This is a genomic window from Rhodococcus sp. NPDC003348 (assembly GCF_053589375.1).
Window position 1 is genome coordinate 58,823 of record NZ_JBSFRT010000026.1, and the last position, 25,922, is coordinate 84,744.

At 70.1% G+C, this 25,922-nt stretch carries 26 protein-coding genes and 1 pseudogene; 14 read left to right on the forward strand and 13 right to left on the reverse strand.

Annotation, left to right across the window (positions count from 1 at the left end; all coding sequences use genetic code 11):
* Positions 1-107 precede the first annotated feature (107 nt).
* The 3 genes from ACWDU4_RS17760 to ACWDU4_RS17770 all read left to right on the forward strand — a co-directional run bounded on the left by ACWDU4_RS17760 (position 108) and on the right by ACWDU4_RS17770 (position 1,898).
* The gene (locus ACWDU4_RS17760; protein ID WP_450115228.1) at positions 108-947 is read left to right on the forward strand and encodes a hypothetical protein; all 840 of its coding nucleotides are present in this window, start codon (positions 108-110) and stop codon (positions 945-947) included.
* A complete protein-coding gene (locus ACWDU4_RS17765) occupies positions 944-1,435 on the forward strand; it encodes a nucleoside deaminase (protein ID WP_450115229.1) in 492 nt (163 codons plus the stop codon). Before ACWDU4_RS17760 ends, ACWDU4_RS17765 begins: the two co-directional genes overlap by 4 nt.
* A gap of 73 nt (positions 1,436-1,508) precedes the next feature.
* Positions 1,509-1,898, forward strand: a complete 390-nt coding sequence (locus ACWDU4_RS17770; RefSeq protein WP_450115230.1) for a RidA family protein — start codon at positions 1,509-1,511, stop codon at positions 1,896-1,898.
* 29 nt (positions 1,899-1,927) lie between these two features.
* Here ACWDU4_RS17770 and ACWDU4_RS17775 read toward each other — a convergent pair whose 3' ends face one another.
* From ACWDU4_RS17775 to ACWDU4_RS17790, 4 genes are all read right to left on the reverse strand, one after another.
* Positions 1,928-2,821 carry a hypothetical protein gene (locus ACWDU4_RS17775; protein WP_450115231.1) on the reverse strand — a complete coding sequence of 298 codons (894 nt, stop codon included), beginning with the start codon at positions 2,819-2,821 and terminating at the stop codon, positions 1,928-1,930.
* A gap of 225 nt (positions 2,822-3,046) precedes the next feature.
* Complete coding sequence (locus ACWDU4_RS17780) at positions 3,047-4,528, reverse strand: flavin-containing monooxygenase (RefSeq protein ID WP_450115232.1); 1,482 nt, start codon at positions 4,526-4,528, stop codon at positions 3,047-3,049.
* Positions 4,529-4,646: 118 nt separating this feature from the next.
* Positions 4,647-5,762, reverse strand: coding sequence for a phosphoserine transaminase (serC, locus tag ACWDU4_RS17785; RefSeq protein WP_450115233.1), 1,116 nt, complete (start codon positions 5,760-5,762; stop codon positions 4,647-4,649).
* Between the two features lie 70 nt (positions 5,763-5,832).
* The gene (locus ACWDU4_RS17790) at positions 5,833-6,957 is read right to left on the reverse strand and encodes a citrate synthase 2 (protein WP_450115234.1); all 1,125 of its coding nucleotides are present in this window, start codon (positions 6,955-6,957) and stop codon (positions 5,833-5,835) included.
* A gap of 173 nt (positions 6,958-7,130) precedes the next feature.
* On the opposite strand from ACWDU4_RS17790, the gene pdxH reads away from it, so the two are divergent.
* The 6 genes and pseudogenes from pdxH (at position 7,131) to ACWDU4_RS17820 (ending at position 12,258) form a co-directional block, all read left to right on the forward strand.
* Positions 7,131-7,832: a pyridoxamine 5'-phosphate oxidase gene (gene pdxH, locus ACWDU4_RS17795; protein WP_450115235.1), complete on the forward strand. Its 702-nt coding sequence runs from the start codon at positions 7,131-7,133 to the stop codon at positions 7,830-7,832.
* Complete coding sequence (locus ACWDU4_RS17800) at positions 7,829-9,115, forward strand: MFS transporter (protein ID WP_450115236.1); 1,287 nt, start codon at positions 7,829-7,831, stop codon at positions 9,113-9,115. Before pdxH ends, ACWDU4_RS17800 begins: the two co-directional genes overlap by 4 nt.
* Positions 9,116-9,172: 57 nt before the next feature.
* Complete coding sequence (locus tag ACWDU4_RS17805) at positions 9,173-10,087, forward strand: aldose 1-epimerase family protein (RefSeq protein ID WP_450115237.1); 915 nt, start codon at positions 9,173-9,175, stop codon at positions 10,085-10,087.
* 147 nt (positions 10,088-10,234) lie between these two features.
* On the forward strand, positions 10,235-11,533 hold the full coding sequence (locus tag ACWDU4_RS17810) for a citrate synthase (RefSeq protein ID WP_450115238.1): 1,299 nt from the start codon (positions 10,235-10,237) through the stop codon (positions 11,531-11,533).
* Positions 11,533-11,886: pseudogene (locus tag ACWDU4_RS17815) on the forward strand (FKBP-type peptidyl-prolyl cis-trans isomerase); the annotation flags it as partial. The gene ACWDU4_RS17810 and the pseudogene ACWDU4_RS17815, both read left to right, overlap by 1 nt.
* An 18-nt stretch (positions 11,887-11,904) precedes the next feature.
* Entirely contained in the window at positions 11,905-12,258 is a 354-nt protein-coding gene (locus ACWDU4_RS17820) for an FKBP-type peptidyl-prolyl cis-trans isomerase (RefSeq protein ID WP_450115256.1), read from the forward strand.
* A gap of 98 nt (positions 12,259-12,356) precedes the next feature.
* On the opposite strand, the gene ACWDU4_RS17825 is transcribed toward ACWDU4_RS17820, so the two are convergent.
* From ACWDU4_RS17825 to ACWDU4_RS17835, 3 genes are all read right to left on the reverse strand, one after another.
* Complete coding sequence (locus ACWDU4_RS17825; RefSeq protein WP_450115239.1) at positions 12,357-13,676, reverse strand: sensor histidine kinase; 1,320 nt, start codon at positions 13,674-13,676, stop codon at positions 12,357-12,359.
* Between the two features lie 25 nt (positions 13,677-13,701).
* Positions 13,702-14,436, reverse strand: coding sequence for a response regulator transcription factor (locus tag ACWDU4_RS17830; RefSeq protein ID WP_450115240.1), 735 nt, complete (start codon positions 14,434-14,436; stop codon positions 13,702-13,704).
* A 114-nt stretch (positions 14,437-14,550) separates the two neighbouring features.
* The gene (locus ACWDU4_RS17835; RefSeq protein WP_450115241.1) at positions 14,551-16,458 is read right to left on the reverse strand and encodes a propionyl-CoA synthetase; all 1,908 of its coding nucleotides are present in this window, start codon (positions 16,456-16,458) and stop codon (positions 14,551-14,553) included.
* A 215-nt stretch (positions 16,459-16,673) separates the two neighbouring features.
* Here ACWDU4_RS17835 and ACWDU4_RS17840 point away from each other — a divergent pair, with 215 nt between their 5' ends.
* Entirely contained in the window at positions 16,674-17,348 is a 675-nt protein-coding gene (locus ACWDU4_RS17840) for a GOLPH3/VPS74 family protein (protein ID WP_450115242.1), read from the forward strand.
* 61 nt (positions 17,349-17,409) lie between these two features.
* Here ACWDU4_RS17840 and ACWDU4_RS17845 read toward each other — a convergent pair whose 3' ends face one another.
* Both ACWDU4_RS17845 and ACWDU4_RS17850 read right to left on the reverse strand, forming a co-directional pair.
* On the reverse strand, positions 17,410-18,432 hold the full coding sequence (locus ACWDU4_RS17845) for a hypothetical protein (protein ID WP_450115243.1): 1,023 nt from the start codon (positions 18,430-18,432) through the stop codon (positions 17,410-17,412).
* Positions 18,429-19,922 (reverse strand): carboxyl transferase domain-containing protein, encoded by a 1,494-nt coding sequence (locus ACWDU4_RS17850; RefSeq protein WP_450115244.1) that lies wholly within the window; start codon positions 19,920-19,922, stop codon positions 18,429-18,431. The genes ACWDU4_RS17845 and ACWDU4_RS17850 overlap by 4 nt, the downstream gene beginning before the upstream one ends.
* Before the next feature lie 134 nt (positions 19,923-20,056).
* Here ACWDU4_RS17850 and ACWDU4_RS17855 point away from each other — a divergent pair, with 134 nt between their 5' ends.
* A complete protein-coding gene (locus ACWDU4_RS17855; protein WP_450115245.1) occupies positions 20,057-20,440 on the forward strand; it encodes a DUF4259 domain-containing protein in 384 nt (127 codons plus the stop codon).
* Positions 20,441-20,480: 40 nt separating this feature from the next.
* Here ACWDU4_RS17855 and ACWDU4_RS17860 read toward each other — a convergent pair whose 3' ends face one another.
* Genes ACWDU4_RS17860 through ACWDU4_RS17875 form a run of 4 tightly spaced genes read right to left on the reverse strand, consistent with a single transcriptional unit; the run spans position 20,481 to position 23,434 of the window.
* Entirely contained in the window at positions 20,481-21,710 is a 1,230-nt protein-coding gene (locus ACWDU4_RS17860; protein ID WP_450115246.1) for an ABC transporter permease, read from the reverse strand.
* Positions 21,707-22,606 (reverse strand): ABC transporter ATP-binding protein, encoded by a 900-nt coding sequence (locus tag ACWDU4_RS17865; protein ID WP_450115247.1) that lies wholly within the window; start codon positions 22,604-22,606, stop codon positions 21,707-21,709. Before ACWDU4_RS17865 ends, ACWDU4_RS17860 begins: the two co-directional genes overlap by 4 nt.
* Positions 22,603-23,151, reverse strand: a complete 549-nt coding sequence (locus tag ACWDU4_RS17870) for a hypothetical protein (protein WP_450115248.1) — start codon at positions 23,149-23,151, stop codon at positions 22,603-22,605. The genes ACWDU4_RS17865 and ACWDU4_RS17870 overlap by 4 nt, the downstream gene beginning before the upstream one ends.
* Entirely contained in the window at positions 23,144-23,434 is a 291-nt protein-coding gene (locus tag ACWDU4_RS17875; RefSeq protein WP_450115249.1) for a helix-turn-helix transcriptional regulator, read from the reverse strand. The genes ACWDU4_RS17870 and ACWDU4_RS17875 overlap by 8 nt, the downstream gene beginning before the upstream one ends.
* A gap of 98 nt (positions 23,435-23,532) precedes the next feature.
* Between ACWDU4_RS17875 and ACWDU4_RS17880 the strand changes: the two genes are divergently transcribed.
* The 3 genes from ACWDU4_RS17880 (at position 23,533) to ACWDU4_RS17890 (ending at position 25,872) form a co-directional block, all read left to right on the forward strand.
* Positions 23,533-24,072, forward strand: a complete 540-nt coding sequence (locus tag ACWDU4_RS17880; RefSeq protein ID WP_450115250.1) for a hypothetical protein — start codon at positions 23,533-23,535, stop codon at positions 24,070-24,072.
* A 98-nt stretch (positions 24,073-24,170) separates the two neighbouring features.
* On the forward strand, positions 24,171-24,686 hold the full coding sequence (locus ACWDU4_RS17885) for a copper chaperone PCu(A)C (protein WP_450115251.1): 516 nt from the start codon (positions 24,171-24,173) through the stop codon (positions 24,684-24,686).
* Positions 24,679-25,872, forward strand: a complete 1,194-nt coding sequence (locus ACWDU4_RS17890; protein WP_450115252.1) for a Dyp-type peroxidase — start codon at positions 24,679-24,681, stop codon at positions 25,870-25,872. The genes ACWDU4_RS17885 and ACWDU4_RS17890 overlap by 8 nt, the downstream gene beginning before the upstream one ends.
* The last annotated feature ends 50 nt before the right edge of the window (positions 25,873-25,922 follow it).

Sequence of the window (25,922 nt, forward strand, 5' to 3'; positions counted from 1 at the left end):
TAGTCTCTAGTTCTCCTTGAGGGTTGGGTGCTTTGCGGCGTGCCCGGCCGGCCGCGGCGTTACGATCGACACACCGATGTCGTCGACGCCAACGAAGGTCATCAGCGATGGTCGAGCGCAGTCCGCAGGTGTCCGGAACCGCTTCGCCCGCACGGCGTGCCTTCGATGCGTTCGCATCGCTGCTCGACGGTCCGCTGACCGGACTGACGCCGTGGATCGTGCTCGCGGTGTTCGAGGGGCCGGGTCGCCTGGAGGTGGCCGCCGGCGTCGCACTCGCCATATCGGTGCTCTTCCTCGTCGTGGATCGGCTGCGAGGGCGGTCCACGAAACTGCTCGCGGTCGTCGACGTCGTCTTCTTCGCGGGATTGGTCGCACTCCATTTCGCGCTGGACGAGGCCGGGCAGGACTGGATGGAGACGTGGATCGGTGAGATCGCCAACATCACGCTGTTCCTGATCGCCGTGGGCTCCATGCTCGCTCGGGTGCCGTTCACGGTGCAGTACGCCCGCGAGGAGGTCGACCGGGAGTTCTGGGAGACGCCCCTGTTCCTGCGGGTGAACTACGTGATCACCGGCGCGTGGGCTGTCGCGTTCCTGGTCGCGGCGATTGCCGGGTTCTACGGGGACGCGGTGCTTGGCGACAGCGACAACATCTGGACCGGCTGGGTGATCCAGACCGCCGCCATGCTCTGCGCGCTGCAGTTCAGCCAGTGGTACCCGGACGTCGCGACGGCCCGTGCCGCCGCGACGGCGGGCGAACCCGGCGAACCCGCGCCGGGGTGGGCCGAGTTCGTCGGCCCGCTGACCACCTGGCTGATCCCGATCGGCATCATCACTCTCGCGATGGACGGTGGTCCGACCTGGCTCGGCGTGGCGTTCATCGTGGCAGGGATCGGAGCAAATGCGTTGCTGCGCAACGTCGGTACGAAAGAGAAGGTGGTGTCGTGACCGAGTTGACCTCGGACGACCTGGCATACCTGCACAGGGCGCTCGCATTGGCCGTCGAGACCGGCGACGCCGGCAACCGGCCGTTCGGTGCCGTCGTCGTGGACGCCGCCGGCGTGGTCGTCAGTGAGGGTGCGAACTCGGTGGCCACCTCGGGGGACGTGACGGAACACGCCGAACTCGACGCGATCACCACCGCGTGCGCGGAGGGCAACGCCGACCGGCTGGAGGGCGCAGTCGTCTACGCGTCCGGGGAACCGTGCCCGATGTGCGCCGCGGCGATGGTGTGGGCCGGGGTGCGCCGGGTGGTGTACGCGGCCTCGGCCGCCGCGTTCGGTGAAATCCTCACCGGTGGGCCGCGATTCGACCTCGGTTGCGCGGACGTCATTCGGTCCGCTCACGCCGGGGTGGAGGTGAGTGGCCCGCATCTCGGGGACGATGCCCTCGAACCGTTCCACCGCTTCGTCGCCGAACAGCACACCCGGCCCTGACGGCGTGCCGTCGTCCTCGCGCCGCCCGACCCGCGGTCCTGCCAGGATCTGCGGTCCTGACAGAATCTGGGGAATGTCGAATCGAAACAACATCTCCTCCGGCTCCGACTGGGAGGCGAAGATCGGGTACTCGCGTGCCGTCCGCATCGGGCAGCAGGTGTCGGTGTCCGGCACCACCGCCTCGGGCCCGGACGGACCGGTCGGCGGCGACAGCCTGGCCGAGCAGACCCGCGAGGCCCTGCGCCGCATCGTCGGCGCGCTCGCCGAGGCCGGTGCCAAGCCCGAGGACGTCATCCGTACCCGCATGTTCCTCACGGACATGAGCCGTTGGGAGGAGGCCGGCCTCGCGCACGGCGAGGTGTTCGGCGAGATCCGCCCCGCCACCACCATCCTCGAGGTCAGCAAGCTCATCGACGCGGACCTGCTCATCGAGATCGAGGCCGACGCGATCGTCTCGGAGTAATCCCCACCGCGTAGTCCCCACCGCGCGGGTCAACCACCCCCCTTGTTGACCGAATGTGGGATTCGATCAGTCCAACTGACCGAATCCCACATTCGGTAGGTGGGGTGGGGTGGGGCGGGACGGGTGAGGGTGCGCTCGTGGTCGCGGGGTGTGAAGTGATGTTTGAGCGAGTCGATTTCCCAGGCCATCGCCACGTCGTCGATCCATCCGTCGGGGGTGGCGATGAATTCTGAGGTTGCGGTTTCTACCGGGCGATTGTGAACCATCGGCGGGAGTCCGCTGCGGGCGTAGAGTTTCTGCGCCTCGATCTCGGCGACGGAATGTGCGCCTGCTCCCAGCTCTCGCAGCACCGATCGCGGCAGCGCGGTACCACGGCAGGAACCTTCGGAGAGTTCGATTGCCAATTCGTCCACCGTCGTTCCACCGCGCTGGACGACCTCCGACAGCAGTGCCCGGCAGTCGTTCGTGACCCGCGAACGGCGGGCGGCGTCGAGCGCTGCTCGGGTGATCGGGGCGCACCGGAGGGTTCCCTTGGTTACGGGTTCAGGCAGGCGCCACGTGCGTTCGATTCTGACGAATGCGTTCGACAGCCTGTATCGCTCCGCGGGTATCAGCAGCAGGATGTCGCTCATCGACGCCGACCCCCGGTAGCCGTGGGCGGTGAGAGCGGCATGCCCCGTCAGCACACTGTCGTCGCCGCCGTACATGAGCGCTGCCGTATTGCGTTGGAGTGTCGTCGGAAATCCGTTGTGCAGGAGAATTATTCCGGGGAGGAGGCGCTGCCAGAGGCCGCCCGGCCGGCATCGCCCGGTGATGGTTCCAGGAGCCACCCCGAGGGCGAGCAAGCGTGCGGTGCGGATGACACCGTTGCGGCTGTGCGCCGACAGGTACTCGACGTCCGAGGCCCACGTTCCTCGTTTCATCCGGCCATGGTGCATGCAGCTCCTGTCGGAGGATCCGTCCTGACCAGGGGGTTCGGCGGACCTGTGGATGCGCGTCCGGCCCTGTGGACAACAGGAGGCTCGCGGCCGGTGATCTGACCGAATGTGGGATTCGATCAGTCCAACTGACCGAATCCCACATTCGGTGGGGCCTGGGGGAGGTGGGTGGCGACGGTGCGGTGGGGTCCCGGCCGGAATCCCGGACTGTCAACTGAACTGCATCACGCCGTCGTCGAGGGTGCGGTGGCGCAGGGTGACCAGGTCGTGGACGTAGCTCATCCCGAGCTGCCACGGCGGGCGGGACCCGGACCGCGGGAACTGGTCGACCGAGCGCTGCACGTACCCGGCCTCGAAGTCGAGCAGCGGGCGGGTGGTCAGCGTCGGATCGTTGTTGACGGGCACGCATACCGTCTCGCCGCGCTCGTCCATCCGCGTGAGCAGCCGGCAGAAGTACTCGGCGACGAGGTCGGCCTTGAGCGTCCACGAGGCGTTGGTGTAGCCGATCGTGAACACGAAGTTAGGGACACCGCTGAGCATCATGCCCTTGTAGGCCAGTGTGTCCGGCAGCGACACCGGCTCACCGTCGACCGACAGCTCCGCGCCGCCGAAGATGAGCAGGTTCAGCCCGGTCGCGGTGACGATCACGTCGGCGTCGAGTTCGGTGCCGGACTCGAGCGCGAGGCCACGTTCGGTGAACGACGCGATGCGGTCGGTGACGATGGACGCCCTGCCGTGACGGATGGCGCGGAACAGGTCGCCGTCGGGCACCAGGCACATCCGCTGGTCCCACGGGTTGTAGCGCGGGGTGAAGTGGGTGTCGATGTCGTAGCCGGCGGGCAGCTGCCGCTCCTGCGCCCTGCGCAGCACCTTCTTGACCACCCCGGGCAGGCGTTGGCTGAGCTGGTAGGTGACGGTCGAGAACCCGATGTTCTTCCAGCGGGCTATCGGGTACGCGAGCCGGTTGCCCAGCACCCGTCGCAGCGCGTTGGCGATCGGGTCCCGCGCAGGCAGTGACGCGATGTAGGTGGGGGAGCGCTGCAGCATGGTGACGTGCTCGGCGTCGGTGGCCATCGACGGAACGAGGGTGACGGCGGTGGCGCCGCTGCCGATCACCACCACCTTCTTGCCGGTGTGGTCGAGATCGGCGGGCCAGTGCTGCGGGTGGACGATCTCGCCGCGGAAGCGCTCGGTGCCCTCGAACTTCGGGGTGAATCCCTCGTCGTAGCGGTAGTACCCGGTGCAGGCGTACAGGAAGCGGGCGGTCAGCGTCACCGTCTCGGCGCCGTGCTCGGCCGTCACCGTCCACAGTCCGTCGTCCGACGACCAGTCGGCGCGAACCATGCGGTGCCCGAACCGGATTCGCTTGTCGATCCCGGCCTCTGCCGCGGTCGCGCGGACGTACTCGAGGATCGCGGGGCCGTCCGCGATGGACTTCTCGTCGGTCCACGGCCGAAACCGGTAGCCGAGGGTCTGCATGTCGGAGTCGGAGCGGATGCCGGGGTAGCGGAACAGGTCCCAGGTGCCGCCGATCGCGTCGCGGGCCTCGAGGATCGTGTACGACCGGCCGGGGAACGCGTCCTGGAGGTGGTGGGCGGCGCCGATGCCGGACAGTCCCGCTCCGATGATCAGGACGTCGACGGACTCTTCGGGCGAAGTCTCGGGCAAGGATTCCGGGGTTCTGGCGCTCACGGCGTTCTCCGATTCTCTGCCAACTTGTGTGTGAATCACGGTATCACTCACATCTGCGGGTGGAGACGAAAACAGCCCCCGGCGTGCGGCCGGGGGCTGTTCACAGGGCGATCGGGGCTCAGAGCTGGCCGACAACCCAGTCGATGCTCTTGGTCAGCTGGCTGATGTCCTCGGGGTCGATCGCCGGGAACATGCCGATGCGCAGCTGGTTGCGGCCCAGCTTGCGGTACGGCTCGGTGTCGACGATGCCGTTGGCGCGCAGGATCTTCGCGACTGCGGCGGCGTCGACCTCGTCCTTGAAGTCGATGGTGCCGACGACCTGCGAGCGCAGCGCCGGATCCGCCACGAACGGGGTGGCGAACTCGGACGCCTCGGCCCACTCGTACAGCCGCGACGACGAGTCCTTGGTGCGCGCGGTGGTCCAGTCCAGGCCGCCGTTGGAGTTCATCCACGCGATCTGGTTCTCGAACATGAGCAGCGTCGCCAGGGCCGGGGTGTTGTACGTCTGGTCCTTGGTGGAGTTGTCGACCGCGATCGGCAGCGACAGGAAGTCCGGGGTCCAGCGGCCCGAGTCCTTGATCTCGGCGACGCGCTCGAGCGCGGCCGGGCTCATCAGCGCGATCCACAGGCCGCCGTCGGCGGCGAAGCACTTCTGCGGTGCGAAGTAGTAGACGTCGGCGTCGGCGGCGTTGACCGGCAGGCCGCCGGCACCCGAGGTGGCGTCGATCGCGATGAGCGCGTTCTCCGAACCGGCCGGACGGCTCACGGGGACCGCGACACCCGTCGAGGTCTCGTTGTGCGCCCAGCCGATGAGGTCGACGGAGCCGTCGGCGACGATCTCCGGCGCGGTGCCCGGGTCGCTCGAGACGACGATCGGGTCGCCGATGAACGGGTTGCCCTTGGCGACGGAGGCGAACTTCGAGGAGAACTCGCCGTACGTGAAGTGCTGCGACCGCTCACGGATCAGGCCGAACGCCGCGGCGTCCCAGAATGCGGTGGAGCCGCCGTTGCCGAGCACGACCTCGTAGCCCTCGGGCAGCGAGAACAGATCGCGCAGGCCGGAACGCACACGCGCCACGACGTCCTTGACCGGCTTCTGGCGGTGGCTGGTGCCGAAAACGGAGGCGCCCACCTCCACCAGCGACTGCAACTGCTCGGGACGGACCTTGGAGGGTCCGCAACCGAAACGGCCGTCGACGGGCTTGAGGTCGGCGGGGATGATCGGGGTGCTCATCAGCGATGTGTCCTTACTGCGTTGGAGTGACGAGACGTGCGAGGTGGGCGGGGACGGCGGGGCCTGCGGCTCAGCGGGCGATCTTGTCCCAGCCGGCGACGGACTCGGGGGAGCGCGGCGCGGGGCCGGTGTAGATGGCGGCCGGGCGGACCAGCTTGCCGAGACGCTTCTGCTCGAGGATGTGCGCGCACCAGCCGGCGGTGCGGCCACAGGTGAACATCGCGGGCATCATCGCGGCCGGGACCTCGGCGAAGTCGAGGATGACCGCGGCCCAGAACTCGACGTTGGTCTCGATGGCGCGGTCCGGGCGCCGCTCGCGCAGCTCGGCGAGGGCGGCCTGCTCGAGCGCGGCCGCGACCTCGTAGCGCGGCGCGTTCAGGCGCTTGGCGGTGTTGCGCAGCACCCGGGCCCGGGGATCCTCCGCGCGGTACACGCGGTGCCCGAAGCCCATCAGCTTCTCCTTGCGGTCGAGAATGCCCTTGACCAGCGCGCGGGCGTCGCCGCTGCGCTCGGTCTCCTCGATCATCGGCAGCACGCGCGCCGGGGCGCCGCCGTGCAGCGGGCCGGACATCGCGCCGACCGCGCCGGACAGCGAGGCCGCCACGTCGGCGCCGGTGGACGCGATGACGCGGGCGGTGAAGGTGGAGGCGTTCATGCCGTGCTCGGCGGCCGAGACCCAGTAGGCGTCGATCGCGGCGACGTGCGCCGGATCCGGGTCGCCCTTCCAGCGGACCATGAACCGCTCGGTGACGGTCTTGGCCTCGTCGATGCGCTGCTGCGGCACCGCGGGCTGGTAGATGCCGCGCGCGGACTGCGCGACGTAGGACAGTGCCATGACGGCGGCGCGGGCCAGGTTCTCCCGGGCGGTCTCGTCGTCGATGTCGAGGAGCGGCTGGAAGCCCCAGATCGGCGCGAGCATCGCCAGGCCGGCTTGCACGTCGACGCGGACGTCGCCGGTGTGGATGGGCAGCGGGAACGGCTCGGCGGGCGGCAGGCCCTGGCCGAACTCGCCGTCGACGAGCAGTGCCCACACGTCGCCGAAGGTCACGCCCTGGCCGACGAGGTCCTCGATGTCGACGCCGCGGTAGCGCAGCGCGCCACCGTCCTTGTCGGGTTCGGCGATGTCACTGGTGAAGGCGACGACGCCCTCGAGTCCTGCGACGAAATCCTCGGGTACTGCCGCGCTGGATGCCATTTCTCGTGGATTCTCCTCGTCCGAGTGCCGCCGGTCCGGGCCGCACTGAGCCATCACCGTCCTGCGGGTGTGCATGCATGGTGTGCAGCACGTGTCGCCGCGGTCACCGAAGAACTCTATCCCGTTCGGCGTCGCCGATGAGCAGGGCATACCCGGGAGTAACGTGTTCGGCTGTGTCGTCCGATGCCGAACCTCCCGCCGCGGAACCCGTCGATCTCGCCGCGATGCGGGTCGCGTACCAGGCGCAGGAAGTGAATTCGCCTGCCCACGAATTGAACCTGGATGTCGTGACGGTCGCCGACGGCTGGCTGCCGCTGCTGCAACGGTGGATCGACCAGGCGACGGCTGCGGGCATCGCCGAGCCGAACGCGATGGTGCTGGCGACCGTCGACGCCGACGGCAGGCCCGCGTCGCGCACGGTGCTCTGCAAGGGCCTGTCCGAGGACGGGCTGGTCTTCTACACCAACTACGGCTCGAACAAGGCTCGGCAGCTGGACCGGTTCCCGTACGCGTCGGCGACGTTCGCCTGGACCGCATTCGCGCATCAGGTCACGGTGCGCGGCGAGGTGGGCCGGGTACCGGACGAGGTCACCGCGGAGTACTGGCGGACCCGCCCGCGCGGCTCCCAGCTCGGGGCGTGGGCGTCGGAACAGTCCACCCCCATCGACTCGCGCGCCGCGCTCGACACCCGCCTGGTCGAGGTCACCGAACGTTTCGCCGACCTGGACGAGGTACCACGACTGCCGGACTGGGGCGGTTTCCTGCTCCGGCCGCGGACGGTCGAGTTCTGGCAGGGCCGCGCCAACCGCATGCACAACCGGGTGCTCGTCACCCGTACCGGCTCTGGCTGGACCGCGGAGCGCCTGCAACCGTGACCGAGGGGCCCCGGCGTCGGCTGCTCGCCGACGTCACACCGCTGCGCGAACCGCACTACCGGCGCCTGTGGGTGTCCGGCATCGTCACGGTGATCGGCGCCCAGCTCAGCGTCGTCGCGGTGCCGCAGCAGGTGTACGAGATCACTCGCAGCTCCGCGTACGTGGGGCTGACCGGGGTGTTCGGCCTGGTCCCGCTCGTCGTGTTCGGGTTGTGGGGCGGCGCGCTGGCCGACGTGATGGACCGGCGCCGGCTGATCACGATCACCACGATCGGGCTGATCGCGACGTCGGTGCTGTTCTGGCTCCAGGCCGCGGCGGGCATGAACAACGTGTGGCTGGTGCTCGGGCTGTTCTCGCTGCAGCAGGCGTTCTTCGCGGTGAATCAGCCGACCCGGGCGGCGATCATTCCGCGGCTGCTGCCGGGGGAGCAGCTGCCTGCGGCGAACTCGCTGAACATGACGGTCGTGCAGTTCGGGGCGATCGCAGGCCCGCTGCTCGCGGGGGTGCTGATCCCGACCGTCGGCCTGCCGAGCCTGTACCTGATCGATTCGATCGCCCTGCTGGCGACGCTGTGGGCGGTGTCGCGGCTGCCCGCGCTGCGACCGACCGGTCCCACCACCCGGGCGGGCCTGCGGTCGGTCCTCGACGGGTTCTCCTACCTGTCCACCCAGAAGGTGCTGCTCGCGTCGTTCGTCGTCGACATCATCGCGATGGTGTTCGGGATGCCGCGGGCCCTGTTCCCGCAGATCGCGCACGAGACGTTCGGCGACCCGGCGTCCGGGGGTGTGGCGCTCGGCCTGCTGTTCGCGGCGATGTCTGCGGGTGCGGTGGTCGGCGGCGTGTTCTCCGGCTGGCTGCCCCGCGTCCGGTACCAGGGCCGCGCGGTCGTCGCCTGCATCGTGGCGTGGGGCCTGGCGATGGTCGGTTTCGGTGTGGCGGTCGGTCTCGCGGACCCGGAGAGCGGTCCGCTGCTGCTGTGGATCGCGCTGGCGTTCCTCGCGTTCGGCGGCGCCGTCGACATGATCTCGGCGGCGTTCCGCTCGACGATGCTCCAGCAGGTCGCCCCCGACGACATGCGCGGCCGGCTGCAAGGCGTGTTCATCGTCGTCGTCGCGGGCGGTCCGCGGATCGGCGACGTGCTGCACGGCGCGGCGGCGTACGCGTTCGGGACCGCGGTCGCCGCCGCGGGCGGTGGAGTCCTGGTCGTGATCGGGGTGGTCGTCGCCTGCCTGCTGTTGCCGGCCTTCCTGCGGTACCGGGTCGAGCGCGCCCAGCTCGTGTGAAACACCCGGCCGCCCGAAAGTTGTCGCGATGTCGTGCGATTCGTGGACACTGGCCTCATGCGTGTGCCCGTGTACGAGATCCGATTCGGCGACTACCAGGCGGAGGTGGTGGCCCGCGGTGCGGGCCTGCGGCTGCTCACCCACGCGGGACGGGCACTGACCGAGACCTGGCCCGCGCAGGAACGGCCACCGCTGTCCGCGGGGCTGGTCCTCGCGCCGTGGCCGAACCGGATCCGCGACGGCAAGTTCTGGTTCGACGGCGTCGACCACCAGTTGGCGCTGACCGAGCCGTCCCGCGGCAACGCGATCCACGGCCTGGTCCGCCGCGACGACTGGGAACTCGTCGAGCACTCCGAGCACCGGGTCGAACAGCGCATCCGGATCGGGCTGCACAAGGGTTGGCCGTACCCGTTGCAGCTGACCGTCGTACACGAACTCGGCGCGGACGGGCTCACCGTCTCGCACACCGCGACCAACGTCGGCGCCACCCCCGCACCGTTCGGCCTCGGGGTGCACGCGTACCTGCGGGCCGGTGACGTCCCTCTCGACGAGTGCACCCTGCGGCTGACGGCGGGCACCAGGCTTCCGCTCGACCCCGACCGGATGCTGCCGAGCGGACCGTCGCAGTCGGTGTACGACACCGAGTACGACTTCACCGTGCCGCGCCCGCTCGTGGGGGTCTCGCTGGACACCCCCTTCAGCTCGATCGTCCCCGACCCCGACGGCCGGGCCAGGCACGAGCTGCGGGCCCCGGACGGGTCCGGAGCGATGCTGTGGACGGACCGGGCATTCGGTTGGGTGCAGGTGTTCATCGCCGACCCCGCGAACGGTCAGGGCTACCCGGACCGCGGCCGGGCGTTGGCCGTCGAACCGATGACGTGCCCGCCGGACGCGTTCAACACCGGGATCGACCAGGTTGTGCTCGCGCCGGGCGAACGCTGGTCGGGCAGCTGGGGCATCGCCGCGGCGTGACCCAATCGCCAGGTCAGGGCATTTCGTTACGTCCTGACCCGGGCGAAACGGTGACCCACCCTGGGCGGGCACGGGTAACTGCGACTAGGTTCTCTAAGCGACTGACTATTGCAACTCGCAAAGCCTCGAGTTTGAGAGGGATCCTCCGTGCCCGCTGTCGATGACACCACGCCCACGCTCAGCTACCCGGGTGGCGCACACTCGATGTCCATTGCCAAGGCAACCGAAGGCAATGACGGCATCGAGCTGGGCAAGCTCCTTTCCGCGACGGGGTACACCACCCTCGATCCCGGATTCGTCAACACCGCCTCCACCAAGTCGGCGATCACCTACATCGACGGGGACCAGGGCATCCTGCGTTACCGCGGGTACCCGATCGAGCAGCTGGCGGAGAGCTCGACCTTCATCGAGGTCAGCTACCTGCTCATCTACGGCGAGCTGCCGACCACCGACGAGCTGGCGGCGTTCACCACCCGTATCCAGCGGCACACCCTGCTGCACGAGGACCTCAAGCGGTTCTTCGACGGCTTCCCGCGCAACGCGCACCCGATGCCGGTGTTGTCGTCCGCGGTGAACGCGCTGTCGGCGTACTACCAGGACTCCCTGGACCCCGACGATCCGGAGCAGGTGGAGCTGTCCACCACGCGCCTGCTGGCGAAGCTCCCGACGATCGCGGCGTACGCGTACAAGAAGTCCGTGGGCCAGCCGTTCCTGTACCCGGACAACTCGCTGTCGCTGGTGGAGAACTTCCTGCGGATGACCTTCGGGTTCCCCGCCGAGCCGTACGCGGTGGACCCGGAGATCGCCAAGGCCCTCGACATGCTGCTGATCCTGCACGCCGACCACGAGCAGAACTGCTCGACGTCGACGGTGCGCATGGTCGGCTCGTCGGACGCGAACCTGTTCACCTCGGTGTCCGCGGGCATCAACGCGCTGTGGGGCCCGCTGCACGGTGGTGCCAACCAGGCCGTGCTCGAGATGCTCGACGAGATCAAGGCCAGCGGCGGCGACACCAAGGAGTTCGTCCGCAAGGTCAAGAACAAGGAAGACGGCGTGAAGCTCATGGGCTTCGGGCACCGCGTCTACCGCAACTACGACCCGCGTGCCGCGCTGGTCAAGAAGGCCGCGGACACCATCCTGTCCAAGCTCGGCGGCGACGACGAACTCCTCGACATCGCGAAGGCCCTCGAGGAGACCGCGCTCACCGACGAGTACTTCATCGAGCGCAAGCTGTACCCGAACGTGGACTTCTACACGGGTCTGATCTACCGCGCGATGGGCTTCCCGACGCGCATGTTCACCGTCCTGTTCGCAATGGGCCGGCTGCCCGGCTGGATCGCGCACTGGCGCGAGATGCACGAGGATCCGGCCACCAAGATCGGCCGCCCGCGGCAGATCTACACCGGCTACACCGAGCGCAACTACGTCGATCTGGGGAACCGCTGATGAGCAACGCACCCGAAATCGAGCCCTGGGAGGGCCCCGCGCCCACCGAGCTGGTCATCGAGGACATCACCGTCGGTGACGGCGCCGAGGCCACGCCCGGCGCCAAGGTCGAGGTCGACTACCACGGTGTCGAGCTCGACAGTGGCGAGGTGTTCGACTCCTCGTTCCTGCGCGGCGAGTCCATCACCTTCCCGCTCGCCGGCCTGATCGCCGGTTGGCAGGAGGGCATCCCCGGCATGAAGGTCGGCGGTCGCCGCAAGCTGGTCATCCCGCCGGAGCTCGCCTACGGCCCGGCCGGCTCCGGCCACCAGCTGTCCGGCAAGACGCTGATCTTCGTCATCGACCTGCACGACGTCGTGGTGCCGCCGCCGGTGCCCGAGGTGGCTCCGGCCACCGGCCCGGCGCCGACCGAGCTGGTCATCGAGGACATCACCGTCGGTGACGGCGCCGAGGCGCAGCGCGGCGGGGTCGTGGACGTGCACTACCACGGTGTCGAGTACGACACGAACGCCGTGTTCGACTCCTCGTTCCAGCGGGGCGACTCGGTGAAGTTCCCGCTCGGCCGGCTGATCCCGGGCTGGCAGGAAGGCATCCCCGGCATGAAGGTCGGCGGTCGCCGCAAGCTGACCGTCCCGCCGGAGCTCGCCTACGGCGCCGCCGGCTCCGGGCACCCGCTCGGTGGCAAGACGCTGGTCTTCATCATCGACCTGCTCGGCACCAACTAGGTCACTCGCTCGAAAGGCCCCGTACCGCAAGCGGTACGGGGCCTTTCGCGTCCTGTGCCCTGCCACGCGCGGCTCGACAGGAGAAGCACGCAGCCTGCTCAGGGGCGATTGGGGAACTCGAACACCAGCCGCACTCCGCCGAGTTTGCTGTCCTCGAACCATGCTCGGCCGCCGTGCAATTGGGCCTGCTGGGCGACCAGGGCCAGGCCCAGCCCCGAGCCGCCCGTCGCGGCGCCGGAGCCGCGGCGGAACCGTTCGAAGACGATCTCGCGCTCGGTCGCCGGGATGCCGCGGCCGTTGTCGTCGACGGTGAGCCGGACCGTGCCGTCCCACCGCCGGTGCACCGCAAGCACCACCTCGGTGGCGCCGCCGTGCCGGACCGCGTTCGCGGTCGCGTTGTCCACCGCCAGGCGCATCCCGGCGGGCAGGCCGCGGATCACCAGTGACGGGTCGGCTTCGACGCGGACCGTCAGGTCCGGGTGCAGACGCTCCGCGTCGTGCGCGGCGGCATCGCACAGTTCGGCGAGGTCGGTGGGCACGTGGTCCCGGTCGCTGGACAGTTCGCCGGACGCGAGGCGTTCGAGCGCGGACAGCGTGGACTCCACCCGGCCCTGGGTGCGCGCGAGGTCGGCGAGGATCTCGCGGCGCTGCGTCTCGTCGAGTTCGAGGGTGGACAGCACCTCGATGTCGGTGCGCATCGCGGTCAGCGGGGTGCGCAGCTCGTGCGCGGACGCGGCCGCGAAGTCTCGGGCGGTCTCGAGGGCGGCCTCCGTCTGGCCCTGCGCCTCGGCGATCCGGGTGAGCATCTTCTCGATCGCGAGGGCCAGTTCCTCGGCCTCGCGGACGCCGGAGACCTTCGTGGGTTGCGGTGCGTCACTGCCGATCTGCTGGGTCAGCTTCACGATCGGGCGCACCGCACGACCACCGAACACCCAGCCGAGCCCGAGGGCCGCGGCGATCGCGAACACCCCGGCGATCAGGACCCACTTCCGCTGATCGGTGGTCACGTCCTGGGCCTCCGAGGCGGGCACCGCGAGCGACATCAGCATCGGTGTGTCGGGAATCTCGTTGGTTGACACGCGATAGTCCGTGCCGTCGACCCGCACGGTCTCGGCGCCGACGTCGACGGCGGGCAGCCGGGTGGGGGTACTGGCGATGACATCGCCGGTGCCGGTGGAGCGGATGGTGATCGCGAACGCGCCGCCGTCGCCGAAGGACGGCAGGAACGACGCGGCCGTCGCGATGTTGCCGATCAGCACGCTGGACGCGGTGTCGAGTCGACGGTCCAGTTGGGCGATGTTGTTCCGCGAGATCGCGATCGAGACGAAGATGCCGAGCAGCGCGACGATGACGGTGGCGCCGAGCGCGGCCGCGGCGGCGACGCGGGCCCGCAGTGAGTAGGACCGCCGCCGGCTCACCGCGGCGCCCTCACGGCCGTCGTCCTCACGCGGGGTCCCGGAGCACGAAGCCGACTCCGCGGACGGTCTGCAGGATGCGGGGGTGCCCGTGTGCCTCCAGCTTGCGGCGCAGGTATCCGACGAACACGTCGACGACGTTGGTGTCGGCGACGAAGTCGTACCCCCAGACCAGCTCCAGCAGTCGTTCGCGGGTGAGGACGACGCCGTGGTTGCGGACCAGGACCGCCAGGAGCTCGAATTCCCTTTTGGTGAGATCGATTTCGTGGCCGTCCAGGACGGCGCGCCGCCCCGGCATGTCCATGACGAGCGACCCGACGGTGAGGCTGCCCTGGGCCGTCCCGGTCGGTCCGGCGGGCTGAACCGGTGCTGCGCGCCGGCGCAGCATCGCGTTGATCCGGGCGACGAGTTCGGCGAGCACGAACGGTTTGACGAGGTAGTCGTCCGCGCCCGCTTCGAGTCCGGCCACCCGGTCGCCCACCGAGGAGCGGGCACTGAGCACGCAGATGGGGATGTCGTTGCCCATCGCCCGCAGCGCCGTGACGACGCTGGCCCCGTCGAGGACGGGCATGTTCATGTCCAGCACCACGGCGTCGGGCGCGCGGTCCGCGACCACGGACAGCGCCTCCGCCCCGTCGCCGGCCGTCAGGATCGTGAACCCGGACAGGCGCAGGCCACGGCGAAGGGAGGAGAGCACGTCCTCGTCGTCGTCGACTACCAGGACGGTGGCGGATGCGGTCTCGGTCACCCCGCCATTGTGCATGTTGCGGGGGTCCGCGCGGTCCGCGTGACCCCGGCGGTGGCGTACGGGCCGAGCGGCACGGCCACCGCCCCGGTCCCGGTCGCCGGGTGCGGGTCGGTGGCCGTGCCCGGCGACCTACGAGGTCGGGCCGAGGAGCCGCGCGAGCGCGTCGAGGACGGCGGGGTCCTCGATGGTCGACGGGACCGCGTAGTCCTCGTGGTCGGCGATCTGCCGCATCGTCTTGCGCAGGATCTTGCCGGAGCGGGTCTTCGGCAGCGCCTGCACAACCGTCACGTCGCGGAACGTGGCGACCGCGCCGATCTGGTCGCGGACCATCGCCACCAGTTCGGTGCGCAGCACCTCGTGGTCGATGTCGGCGCCTGCCTTGAGCACCACGTAGCCGCTGGGCCGCTGACCCTTGAGGTCGTCCTTGATGCCGACCACTGCGCACTCGGCGACCGCCACGTGCTGCGCGACGACCGCTTCCATCGCGCCGGTGGAGAGCCGGTGTCCGGCGACGTTGATCACGTCGTCGCTGCGGCCGAGGACGAAGACGTAGCCGTCGGCGTCGATGTAGCCGGAGTCGCCGGTCAGGTAGTAGCCCTGGAACGTCGACAGGTACGACTTGACGTAGCGCTCCTCGTCGCGCCACAACCCGGCCAGCGTGCCCGGCGGCAACGGCAGCTTGATCACGATGTTGCCCTCGGTGCCCGGCGCGACCTCGGTGCCCTCACCGTCGACGATCTGCACCCGGTAGCCGGGCACCGACACCGTCGGCGAGCCCGCCTTGATCGGCATCGGCTCGAGCCCTCGCAGGTTCGCGCAGATCGCCCAGCCGGTCTCGGTCTGCCACCAGTGGTCGATCACCGGGACACCAAGCTTGGCGCCGGCCCACTCGTAGGTGTCGGGGTCGAGCCGCTCGCCTGCCGCGAACAGTGTGGTCAGCGAGGAGATGTCGTACTTGGCGAGCTCGGCGGCCTCCGGGTCCTCCTTGCGGATGGCGCGGATCGCGGTCGGCGCGGTGAACAGCGCACGGACCCGGTGCTGCTCGATGACGCGCCAGAACGCGCCCGCGTCGGGGGTGCCGACCGGCTTGCCCTCGTAGACGATCGTGGTCGCGCCGACCAGCAGCGGTGCGTACACGATGTAGGAGTGCCCGACGACCCAGCCGACGTCGGAGGCCGTCCACATCACCTGACCGGCGCCGATGTCGTAGATGTTGCGCATCGACCAGGCCAGCGCGACCGCGTGCCCGCCGTTGTCGCGGACCACGCCCTTGGGCTTTCCGGTGGTGCCCGAGGTGTAGAGGATGTACAGCGGGTCGGTGGCGGCGACCGGGACGCAGTCGGCCGGGGCGCCCTCGGCGATCGCGGCGTCCCAGTCCAGCCAGCCGTCGTGGTCGGCGGCGCTGCCGGGGATCTGTTCGCGGTCCTTGACGATGATCGTCGCGGGAGCCTTGCCGGTCAGCCCGAGGGCCCGCTCCACCATCGGCAGGTACTCGATCGTCCGGCCCGGCTCGAGACCGCCTGACGCGGTGATCAGGGCCTTCGGCTCGGCGTCGTCGATGCGGGCGGCGAGCTCGGCGGCGGCGAACCCGCCGAACACCACCGAGTGCACGGCACCGATGCGGGCGCACGCCAGCATCGCGATCGCGGCCTCCGGGATCATCGGCATGTAGACCACGACGCGGTCGCCCGCGGTGATGCCCTGGGCGGCGAGGACTCCCGCGAACCGAGACACCTGGTCGAGCAGTTCCGCGTAGGTGTAGGTGCGGGTCGTGCCGATCATCGCGGAGTCGTAGATCAGCGCGGCCTGGTCGCCGCGCCCGGCGGCGACGTGCCGGTCCAGCGCGTTGAAGCAGGTGTTGAGGCGGGCGTCGGGGAACCACCGGTACATCGGCGCCGCGGAGTCGTCGAGCGCCTTGGTCGGAGCGGTCACCCAGTCGATGGCCTCGGCAGCCTTGAGCCAGAAGCTCTCCGGTTGCTCGACGCTCTCGCGGAATGCCTCGGCGTAGGCGCCGTTCGCGTGCTCGACTGCACTCATCGACTCGTGTCCTCTCCTTGCCCGTGTGCCCGCATCTGCGATGCGCACTGCACAGCATCTGTGATGCGCACTACACCCTAGGGGATTTGCCCGCCCCCACATGCCTGGTCGGCGGGTCGGGCCGACACGGTGCGGCGGGCGGCGGTGAATTGTCGGTGAACGGCGCCGTCGGGCGTTGCGCGTCTGCGCCGGTTCCTGCCCGTACGGTGGGAACCATGACGCTGCTCGCCGAGGACCTGCTGCTGCTCCTGCTCGACGACGACACCGGCAAGCCCGTCGTGGACGGGGCCACGCTGCCCCGGGTCCTCGCGGGAGCGGTCCTGCTCGATCTCGCCATCGACGGGATCGTCGAACCGGCGACGGGGGACGGGGACGTGAAGAAGGGGCGGCTGGTACTGACCAATCGGACGGCGCCGCTGGACCCGATCCTCGCGCACGCCGTCGCGCAGCTGCGCGGATCGAAGCCGATGAAGCCGGAGCGGGCCATCGAGAAGCTCGGCACCGGCCTGAAGGAGGCTGTGCTCGGCCGGATCGTCGAGCGCGGCTGGGTGCACGAGTCCAAGGGCAGGCTGCTCGGCATCTTCCCGACGAAGACGTGGCCGTCCGTGGACGCCACCCACGAGCGGGTGGTTCGCGACAGGCTGTGGACGGTCCTCGTCGACGGTGCCGCGCCCGACCCACGCACCTCCGCGCTGGTCTCGCTGCTGTCCGCCGTCGACGCGGCGCCGAAGGTGTTCCCCGACGCCGGAAAGAAGGCGATCCGGAAGCGCGCCAAGGAGATCGCGAACGGTGACTGGGCCGCCGTCGCCGTCCACCGGGCCGTCGAGGCCGTGAACGCGGCCGTCATCGCCGCGGTGATCGTGCCGTCCGTCGCGGCGGGTGGCAGCTAGCCGGGTTCCGGGTGAGTTGTGTGGGATTCCGCCCGGAAAGCGGGAGTAGTTCCACACTTTCTCAGGCCGGCTGTTTCACCGCCCCGTCCTCCTCCGCGCGGATCGCGAGCCGGAGGCAGCCGAGCATCGCGAGGGACAGCACGAATCCGGTGAGCGCACCGAGCTGTTCCTGGGCGAACAGGAAGACCTGCGTCACCAGGAGATTGACGACGATCGAGGCGTACAGCAGCCGCAGCGCACGCAGGTACGGGCCGCGCCACAGGAACCACACACCGAGCACGGCCAGGGCTCCGGACACCGTGCTCGACAGTTGGACCATGGTGTCGGAGAGATCGTCGACCGCGGTCTCGTTGTCGGCGAACAGTGCGGCGGCCACCGATGCTACGGCGAACACGGCCTGGATCACGAACAGCGCCAGCACCAGCCGGCGCACGACGCGGTGCCCGAGCACCCGGTCGGTGCGCCGGGTGATGGTGTCGCGCACGCGGGCGATCCGCGTACCCGCGCTGTTGTCGGCGACCGCCTCCGAGATCAGCGCCGCGCGGAGGGTGGCCGCCAGATCGGCGAATCGCGGATCGCGGACCCCGTCGAGCACCCCGATCACGGCGCGGCGGCGGACGTCGTCGAGTTGCCTGAGAGCGAGATCGGTGATCGCGCCCGCACCGATCGCCACCCGCCGCTCGTCGGGCAGTCCGGCCCGGGTGATCGCCTCGCGGGCAATCAGATAGAACAGCACGAACACGACATAGATCATCGCGATCGCGGGCTGGAAGAAGTAGTTGACGTCGGCGGTGACGAACTTGCCGATCTCGTCGACGAACAGGCCGAAGCCGATTCCGCCGACGAGGGCCGACAGCAGTCGGACCCGGCTGCCCTCGCCGATCCCGAGCGCGACGAGGGCCACCGCCATCAGCAGTCCACCCCACAGCACGTGCGCGACGTGCAGTGCGCCGCCCCCAATCTGCGGGTAGCCCGTCGCGGCGAGGTAGGCGCGGGTGACCAGGACCGTGGCCACCGCCGCGACCAGGAACAGTTCGAATCGGGCCAGCGCCGCCGAGTCGTGGTCCCGGGTGTCGGCTCTCATCGCTGCAGTCCGAGGTTGCGGTAGCGGGCGGTGCGGTCGGCGGCCCGCCGCTCGGCGGGGACGGCGGCGAGGGAGGCGAGTTCGCGCGCGATGGCCTCGCCGACGCGCTTGGAGAAGCCGATCGGTTCCTCCGCGGCGTCGGGCAGTTCTGGAATGATCGCGTCGACAACGCCGTCGCGCAACAGGTCGCGGGACCGGATTCCCTGTGCCTCGGCCATTCGTGGCGCGTGGGTGGTGTCGCGGTGCACGATCGCGCTGGCGCCCTCCGGCGGCAGGGGCGCGAGCCAGCCGTTCTGCGCGGCGAGCACGCGGTCCGCGGGCAGCAGTGCCAGGGCGCCACCGCCGGTGCCCTGACCGAGCAGCACCGACACCGTCGGGGTGTCGAGGGTGACGAGATCCGCCAGGCAGCGGGCGATCTCGGGGGCGAGGCCCCGCTCCTCGGCCTCCTTCGACAGCGACGCTCCGAGGGTGTCGATCACCGACACCAGCGGGATGCGAAGTTCCCCGGCCAGTTTCATCGCCCGCCGGGCCTCGCGCAGGGCGCCGGGACCCATCGTCGTCTCGGGGGACTGGCCGCTGCGGTCCTGTCCGAACAGCACGCACGGTTGTCCCCGGAACCGTGCCAGCGACACCAGCACCGTCTTGTCGGCCTCGCCCTGCCCGGTGCCCGAAAGCGGCACCTGCTCGGTTGCGGCGTACCGCAACAGTTGCCGGATACCGGGGCGGTCGGCGCGCCGCGACAGCATCACCGACTGCCAGGCGGGCACGTCCGGGATGGCGGCGGGTTCTGGGCGCGTGTCGACGAACTCGTCCGTCTCGCCGGTCATCACCCGCAGTGCGCGGGGGACCAGATGCCGCAGCTCCCTCGGCTCGACCACCCCGTCGATGACGCCGTTGGCGTACAGGTTCTCCGACGTCTGCACCCCCTCGGGAAACGCCTCCCCGTACAGGGCCTGGTAGACGCGCGGACCGAGGAACCCGACCAGGGCGCCCGGCTGCGCGACGGTCACGTGCCCGAGCGAACCCCACGACGCGAACACGCCGCCGGTCGTCGGATTCCGCAGGTACACCAGGTACGGCAGGCCCGCCGCCTTGTGCACGGTGATCGCCGCGGCGATCTTCACCATCTGCACGAACGCGAGGGTCCCCTCCTGCATCCGGGTGCCGCCCGAGGTCGGGGAGGCAAGCAGCGGCAACCGCTGCGCGGTCGCGCGTTCGACGGCGGTGACGATGCGCTCGGCTGCCGCGACGCCGATCGAGCCGGCGAGGAAGCCGAACTCGCAGGCGATCACCGCGACCCGACGACCGCGGACGGTGCCCTCCCCGGTGATGACGGACTCGTCGAGTCCGGTCTTCGCCCGCGCTGCTTCGAGGTCGGCGCGGTAGCCGGCGTCGGCGTCCACCTCGAGCGGTGCGGTGTCCCAGGACCGGTAGCTGTCCTCGTCGAGGACCAGGTCGAGAACGTCGTGGGCGGACAGTCGCGCGGGCATGTGCTCGACATTAGCCAACGGTCCCGGCCGTCAGCGGGTACAGGTTCATCGCGAGGGGTGGTCCCGGCCGGGAACTCGCGGCACCCCTATGGTGGGGCACCCGAGAAGGGTTACGACGGGCAGGGAGGATTGCGGTGGGTGTCTGGGGTCCGGGGAATTTCGACAGTGACACCGTTGCGGACGGATTGAGTGCGCTGACGGACGGGATCATCGCCGACATTGCGGAGCAGTTCGGCGACGGATCCGACGATTCGGCTCTCGAACCGGATGAGTGGGGCGGGGAGATGGTGCCGGCGTGGCTCGAGATCCTGGTCGGGATCGTCGAGCCGGGACGGGTTGGTGCGACCTTTCCGGCGGTGGCGGTGGTGGCCGATTGGCGTGACCGGTACCTGCGTGCATGGGACGGGTACATCGACGATCTCGATCCGGATGCCGACTACAAGGAAGCCCGGCGTGCGGTGCTCGTCGACACCTTCGAGCGAGCTGTATCGCTCGCGGCGCAGCGCGAACAGGGCTGAAGCCCTCGAGAAGTCGGCCGGCCGGCGGAGCCCGGGCCGTTCACCGTCCGAATGCCTCCCGCCAGGAGACCGTCTTTCCGACCCGCAGGATCGAGCGCTGGTAGATCTTCGCCGCGATCAGCGAGGCACCGATGGTGGCGGCCAGCATGATCGCGACGGTGCCGATCACCTGCCCCGGGCCGGCCACCCCGGCCGCGATCCGCAGCGGCATCAGGATCGCGGAGAACGGTGGAATCCAGCTCAGCACGTTGCTCAGGGTGCCGTCGGGGTTGCCGACGGCGGAGAAGGCGGTGAAGAACATCGCCATGATCAGCAGCATCAGGGGCATGGCGGTGGAGTTGACGTCCTCCTGCCTGGAGACCATCGACCCGGCCGCCGCATACAGCACCGCGAAGAAGGCGAAGCCGAGCACGAACCATCCGAGGGTGGACGCGAACACCGCCAGCGCGGTGCCGGTGACGGTGAGCAGTCCGGTCGCCAGGCCCGCGGCGACCCCCACGACGCCGTACGCGGTCAACTGCACCAGGCCGACCGCGCCGATGCCGATGATCTTGCCCCAGAGCAGCTGCAGCGGACGCAGCGTCGAGAGCAGCAGTTCGACCACCCGGCTCGACTTCTCCTCGACCACGCCCATCGCGACGTACATGCCGAACCCGAGGATCTGCATGTACAGCAGGATCACCGCCGTGACGGACAGCGCCACCCGCTGTCCGCGTTCGGGATCCGGCGGGTCGAGTGCGTCGACGGTGACCACTGCACCCGAGGTGGCCGCGGCCAGCCGCGTGGTGTCGACGCCCTGCGCGGCGAGGGCCTCCTGCTGGGCCCGGGTGGCGACGGCGACGTCGAGGGCGGTGCGCAGGCCTGCCTCCAGCTCGGATTCGGTGACGGCGGTGGCGGATCCGTCCGGGCGCGGGATCAGCGCGACGTCCAGGTCGCCGGAGGTGACGCGGTCCCGGGCGGTCTGTTCGTCGTCGACCGCGGTGACCTCGATGCCGGTGCCGACCTGGTCGCCCGCGGTCACGAGTGCGGCGCCGAGGGACTGGTCGCCGACGAGTCCCACGGAGGCCAGGTCGGGTTCGTCGGCGCCGGAGAAGAGCGAGTAGCCCACCACCGCGCCGACGATCGCGATCAGCACGATCAGGTTGCTGACCACGAAGCTCTTCTTGCGGGTCTGCGCACGGAACTCGCGCCGGGCGACCAGCGCGATGGCGCGGGCGTGGCTCGGCGACGGATCCTGGGCCTGCGCCACAGTCCGAGTCGGCGCGCTCATCCGGACACCACCTCTCGGAACAGTTCGGTCAGGGACGGCCGGTGTTGGGAGAACTCGTGCACGGGACCGGTTTTCAGCGCGGCGGCGAGGACTTCCTGATCGTCGACGCCGGGGTCGAGTTCGAGGACGGTTCGGCCGTCGCGGTGCTCGAGCGTGCGGATGCCTGCCAGGTGGTCCACCCATCCGGGCGGGGCGTCGGGGGCCCGCACGACCAGTTGGGTGCCGCCGCCCCCGCGCAGTTCGTCGACCGTCCCGAGCGCCCGCACCCGACCCGACGCGATGATGCCGACGCGGTGGCACAGACGCTGCACCAGGTCGAGCTGGTGGCTCGAGAAGACCACCGGCACGCCGGTGTTCGCCTTCTCCACCAGCACGTCGCTCATCACGTCGACGGCCACCGGGTCGAGTCCGGAGAACGGTTCGTCGAGGACCAGTACCGCGGGGTCGTGCACCAGCGCGGCGGCCAGCTGCACCCGCTGCTGGTTGCCGAGGCTCAGGGAGTCGACGGTGTCACCGAGCCGCTCGGCGATGCCGAGGCGGTCCGTCCACCGGGTCACCGCGGTCCTGGCCGCGGATCGGGAAAGACCGTGCAGTTCAGCGAGGTACGACAGCTGCTCGCCGACCTTCATCTTCGGGTACAGGCCCCGTTCCTCGGGCATGTAGCCGATGGTGCGGCGCACCTCGAGGTCGACCGGGCGGCCCCCGAGTGTGACCTTGCCTGCGTCGGCGGCGAGCACGCCGAGGACGATCCGCATCGTGGTGGTCTTGCCGGCCCCGTTGGAGCCGACGAAACCGAAGATCTCGCCGGGGTGGACCTCGAAACTCAGGTCGTCGAGGGCGACCACATCGCCGTAGCGTTTCGAAAGATGGTCGATGGCAAGGGTGTTCCCGCTCACAACGCCTCCTGGCGATCGTCGTCGAGGTACGGGTCGGGCCTGGTCCAGGCGAGGATCATGGTCGGCGAGCATCCGCCGATCATCAGCGTCGTCAGCGTGAGCAGGCCGCCCGCGTAGGCCATGGTCGAGTGGTCACCGTCCGTGACGACGCTGCCGATGGTCAGGTAGGCGACGGGAATCATCACCAGCCACTGGGTGATGGTCAGTCCCACGGATCGGGCGGCGTTCTGCTGCTGTATCTCCCACTCGTCGAGCGCTTCGGCCGGTGCGTCGCCGAGTCGCCCGGATGCGATCTGCAGTGCCGTCCAGATCGGGAAGAACAGCAGGCAGGCCGGCAGCCACAGCAGCGGCGCCCGCTCGTGGAAGTGGCACAGCACGCCCACGGTGAGCATGAACGCGAAGGTGACGGCGAGGCCGCCGACCAGGATGCGGCGCCGGCTGCGGGTGCGCCACCCGGGCAGCATCGACTGCCACTTCTCGGAGTTGGCGAGGAAGCGTCGCGCCCGGCCTGCCTGGTAGCGCTCGATCAGATTCTGTTCAGGCACTGCGGCCCTCTCCTTCCTCTCGGTCGCGCCGGTAGAGCTCGGTGGAGAGTGGGGTGAACGGGTGTCTGGAGAACACCGCTTCGACCGGCAGTTCGAAGACGTCGCAGATCCGCATCGCCAGGTCGAGGCTGGGGTAGTGGTCGCCCCGTTCGAGTGCGCCGACGGTCTGCGGGTTCACCTCGATCAGCTCCGCCAACCCCGCCCGGCTCAGGGCACGTTCCGCGCGGAGCACGGCGATGCGGTTGAAGATGGGGCGGGACTCCCCGCGCCGTACCGGGCTCATGCCGTCAGTGTTGTAAAAACACAACAACTCGTCAAGTTGTCTTAATGCGCTGAGTCGTGCTCCCGTCGTTCTACGACGAGATGTAGTAGCCTGTGGGCGTGTGCACCACCGCCGGGGACGAGCTGTCCGCTCGGGTGCGCGGTGGTGCCGTCGGCGCAACCACCGTGGCCCTGGCCGTCGCGGCCCACGGCGCGGCCGGCGGGGGTCTTCCGGCGGGTTCCACGCTGGTCCTGCTCGTCGGGACGGCGACCGTCCTCGCTGCCCTGACGGCGGCCGTCCCCGTGCTGCGCCGGGGCACGGCGTTCCTGCCTGTCGTGCTCGCCACCGGGCAGGTGCTGTCCCATCTGACCCTGGCGGTCGGCGGTGGCCACCATCCCGCCGACCCGGTCGTGGCCGGCGGCCCGATGCTCGCCGCGCACGGCCTCGCGCTCCTCGTCTGTGCGGGCCTGATCGCCGCCGCGGAGCGGATCGGCCCCGCCTCTGCGGCGGCGCTGCGAGCGGTGGTCGCCGTTCGACTCGCGCGGATCGACCCCGTCGGCCCTGCTGTTTCCGCGCCGGTCGCGGTCCGGACCAGGCCGCTCGCCGAGATGTTCTGCCGCACGGGCCTGCCGCGTCGCGGCCCTCCAGTCCTCGTCTGATCCTCAGAGACCACCCCTGCGTGCCGACGACCCGGTCGGCACGTCACTTCGGCGCGCGCGTGCGCGCCCCTCGATCTTCAGCGAAGGACAACCGAATCATGATGACGAAGAACCGTTTTCGTCGGACCCTGCTCGCCGGCAGCGTCGCGTTCACGATGGGCGCGGCCCTGCTGGGCTGCTCCTCCGACTCCGAATCGGCCACATCCGCGGCGGCCGCGGTGAGCGTCACCGACGCCTGGGCGAAGGCCGCGGACACCGGCATGACCGCGGTGTTCGGCACCCTGGCCAACAGCTCCGGCTCCCCGGTCACGCTCACCTCGGTCGACACCGCGGTCTCGTCGCGGGTGGAGCTGCACGAGATGGCGTCCGACGGCGCCGGCTCGATGTCGATGCGGGAGAAGGAGGGTGGGTTCGAGATCCCCGCACGCGGTGAGCAGGTGCTCGAACCCGGCGGTGAGCACATCATGCTGTTCGACCTGACCGGCCCCGTGCGCGCCGGCACCCGACTGCCGCTGACCCTGACCTTCTCGGACGGCAGCACCGCCGAGATCGAGGCCCAGGTCCGCGATTTCACCGGGGCGAAGGAGGAGTACTCGGAGCAGCACGGTGGCTGAGCTGAGCCGGCGCCGACTGCTCGGAGTCGGCGCCGTCGCGCTCGGCGGGGCCGCGGTGGGCGGGGCCGCGGTGGGACTGGGCACCGCAGCGGTCCGGGCCGAGACACCCGTCGCCGCGACCGTGCCGTTCCACGGTGAGCATCAGTCGGGGATCGCCACCGCGCCGCCCGCGCACGCCGTTTTCGTCGGGCTGGACCTGCGGCCCGACGTGGATCGGGAGGCGCTGATCCGCCTGATGCGGGTGTGGACCGACGACGCCGTGCGTCTGGCGGCGGGCCGTCCTGCCCTGGCGGACACCGAACCCGACCTGGCGACGGTGCCCGCCCGGCTGACCGTCACCGTCGGGTTCGGGCCGGGTGCGTTCGCGGCCGCGGCGATCGAGGAGCGTCGGCCCGCGTGGCTGGCGCCGTTGCCGCCGTTCGGGATCGACCGGCTCGACCCGAGGTGGAGCGACGGGGACCTGCTGTTGCAGCTCGGCTCCGACGATCCCGTGGCCCTCGCGCACGCCCAACGTGTTCTGCTCAAGGGTGCCCGTTCGGTCGCGACGGTCCGGTGGACACAGCGTGGTTTCCGCCGGGCCCGTGGCAGCGAACCCGACGGCACCACGATGCGGAACCTGATGGGACAGGTGGACGGCACTGTCAATCCGCGGGCAGGCACCGCCGACTTCGACGACCTGGTGTGGATCACCGACGGGTCGTCACTGGCGGGAGGCACGTCGGTGGTGATCCGCCGGATTCGGCTCGACCTCGACGCGTGGGACGAACTGGACCGTCCGGGACGCGAGATCGTCATGGGACGCAGGCTGTCCGACGGCGCACCCCTGACCGGGGACGCCGAGCACGACGAGCCGGACTTCACCGCGCGGGGACCGGGCGGCCTGACGGTGATCGCACCGAACTCGCACATCGCCCTCGCCCGATCGGCGAACACCGCGGAACGGATGCACCGTCGCTCGTACAACTACGACGAGGCACCGGCGGGGGAGGACGTGTCCGACTCCGGGCTGATCTTCGTCTCGTACCAGGCGGATCCGGTCACCCAGTTCGTCCCGGTGCAGCAACGGCTGGCGGACGCGGACCTGTTCAACACCTGGTCCACCCCCGTCGGGTCCGCGGTCTTCGCGATCCTGCCCGGCTGCCGGGAGGGGGAGTACCTGGGGCAGTCGCTGCTCGGCATCGGCTGAGCCGCCACTTCAACCGCGGCCGGTGGGTGCCGGGCATGAGGCCCGGCACC